This window comes from Flexivirga sp. (assembly GCF_035551235.1).
Classification (GTDB): domain Bacteria; phylum Actinomycetota; class Actinomycetes; order Actinomycetales; family Dermatophilaceae; genus Flexivirga.
In genome coordinates this window covers 1-2,120 of record NZ_DASZNO010000023.1, presented here as the reverse complement: position 1 = coordinate 2,120, position 2,120 = coordinate 1, and the positions used below count along the sequence as shown (strand labels likewise).

The following is a 2,120-nucleotide window of genomic DNA, read 5'->3' as shown; positions in this document are numbered from 1 at the left end:
GCAGCGGCCAGCCCCAGATCCGGCAGGCCCGCGGTCGCTGCCCACGACCCGATCTGGGTCGTCTCAGCCAGCAAAGCCACCACCAGCGAGGTCGACCCGCGCATCGCGACCGTACTGCCTCGCCGCAACCCGCCACCCGGCAACAGGTCGGCCAGCGCGAGCGGCTAAGCGCGTGCTGTCAGTCAGGCGGTCGGGAATGCTTCCGTCACGGGAACGCCCTTCTTGAGCGTCCGGCTGACGGTGCACAAGCGGTCGATCGCGCGGTCCACCGCCGTGGCGAGGGCTTCGCGCTGATCGGCGTCGAGAGAAGACACGTCGACGTCGAAGGCAACGTGCACGCCGTCCAGTTCGGAAGCGCCTTCGCAGCGGTCGGCGGTCACGGAGACTGTGAACTTCGAGTCGTCACCGATGCGGCGGGTGATGAGGTGTTCCGCTGTGACCGCGGAGCACCCGGCGGCCGCGATCTGCAGCAGCTCTGCCGGGGAGAAGGCACCCTCGGCGCCCTTGTGGCCGATGCGTACCTCGGCGCCTCGCTCGTTGCGGCCGACGAAGTCGTGCTCGCCTTCACGTTGTACTTCCAGGGTCATCGCCCGCTCCTTCTGATGTTGCCACTCTCGAAAACCATCTGCGCCCGCACCGTCATCGTGCCTGTCGACCTCGGTGAAGCCGGCGTCGCTGACGACGATCACGCGGTCGTCGCACCATCCGGCCTCGGTCACCCGGCAGGCGACAGCCTGACGTCCACGCTGGGGAGTCGGCGCTGGCGCGCGCGTCGCGCTGGATGGTGCCGGTGCGCTGTGGCCGGTACTCGACCACACGCGTCGATCACGCCGCTGGGACACAACTTCTCGGATGTCGTCGGTAGTGACGATCCGCACCGTGGTCGCGCCAACATGAGTCTCGGTGACCTGCAAGGACCAAGCCCCCAGCCCACGCACCGATTCGCGCCAAACCACTGGCCTTCGATGAGATCCTCCGCCGCCACAGTCGACTCCTGAACGTCCACATCTGACAGCGTCGCAGCGGCCATCGACCTTACCGGTCAGCCGTGCTCGCGCTGAGTGATTCCCCGTAGAACTGCTAGATCAACTTCCCCAGGCATGCGTCCGTTCCGGCATGGCATCCGCTCACCGGCTTGCGGCAGGGGTTCATGTGTGCGCCACCGTGAACCGTCACTGGAGGCCGGATGCTGTCCTGAAAGGAAGACGTGCAGGCGCACGCGCTGCATCAGCGGGTTGATCAATCTCGGCGATCGACTACCACCTGCAGGTGGACCGCAAGACGCTCGGTGCCTATCTGTCTGGCGGACGCTTGCCGGGTAAGCGGCGCCGATCGCAGCCGACACTGTTCGATCCATCCCCCGAGTCCTGTCTGCTGCGGCTGGCCGACGACCCCGCACTTGTGGGCCTCGACTTTGTTCGACGAGCTGCTCGGGCACCGATTCACCGGCTCGTATCCAGCGTTGACCGCAGCGGTCAGGGCTCACCAGCTGCGCCCGCGCTGCGGCCCTGCCATGTCACCCGCGGCCGGGACGTCGCGATCACCATTCACCTGCCTGGCGAGGAGGCTCCATGGGACTGTGGAGCTATCCGACCCGCGGTCCTGCCCATAGCGGCGGCGCCGACGAGGTCGAGGTGAAATATGCCAATCACCCCGCAGCGACACACGCTGCGAGTGGAGCCCGTCGGCGGACGCGCGCACGCTCACGATCCGCGTGGCCGGCGACGGGTTCCGCGTCGAGGTCGACGAGCAGAGCGTGCTGCTGTCCGAGCCCCGGGACTACGTCCTGTTCGGCCCGGACACCGGCACCGGTGGCACGAGCTGAACGCGGTCACCATGCTCGCCGTTCGCTGTCCGTCCGCCCCTCGTCGATCGACGATGACGCTGTGGCCGGTCCCGTGAAGGGAAACCCAGTCTGATCCGACTGTGCGGGCGCGTCGGGAGAGATCCACGACACGAGCCACGAACCCACGCGGCTGTGATGCGCCCCGGGTTCTGTGCAGGCTCTGATCCCAGGGAGGATGCAGAGCATGCCGGCACCGAAGAAGTACAGCGACGAGCTGCGTGAGCGGGCGACGCGGATGGCGTTGGACGCGATCGCGGCCGAGGGGCAGCGGATG

General features: G+C 67.6%; 1 protein-coding gene. It reads right to left on the bottom strand.

Annotation, left to right across the window (positions count from 1 at the left end; translation table 11 throughout):
* Positions 1–182: 182 nt before the first annotated feature.
* On the bottom strand, positions 183–587 hold the full coding sequence (locus tag VG502_RS07160) for an OsmC family protein (RefSeq protein WP_325549348.1): 405 nt from the start codon (positions 585–587) through the stop codon (positions 183–185).
* Between the last annotated feature and the right edge of the window lie 1,533 nt (positions 588–2,120).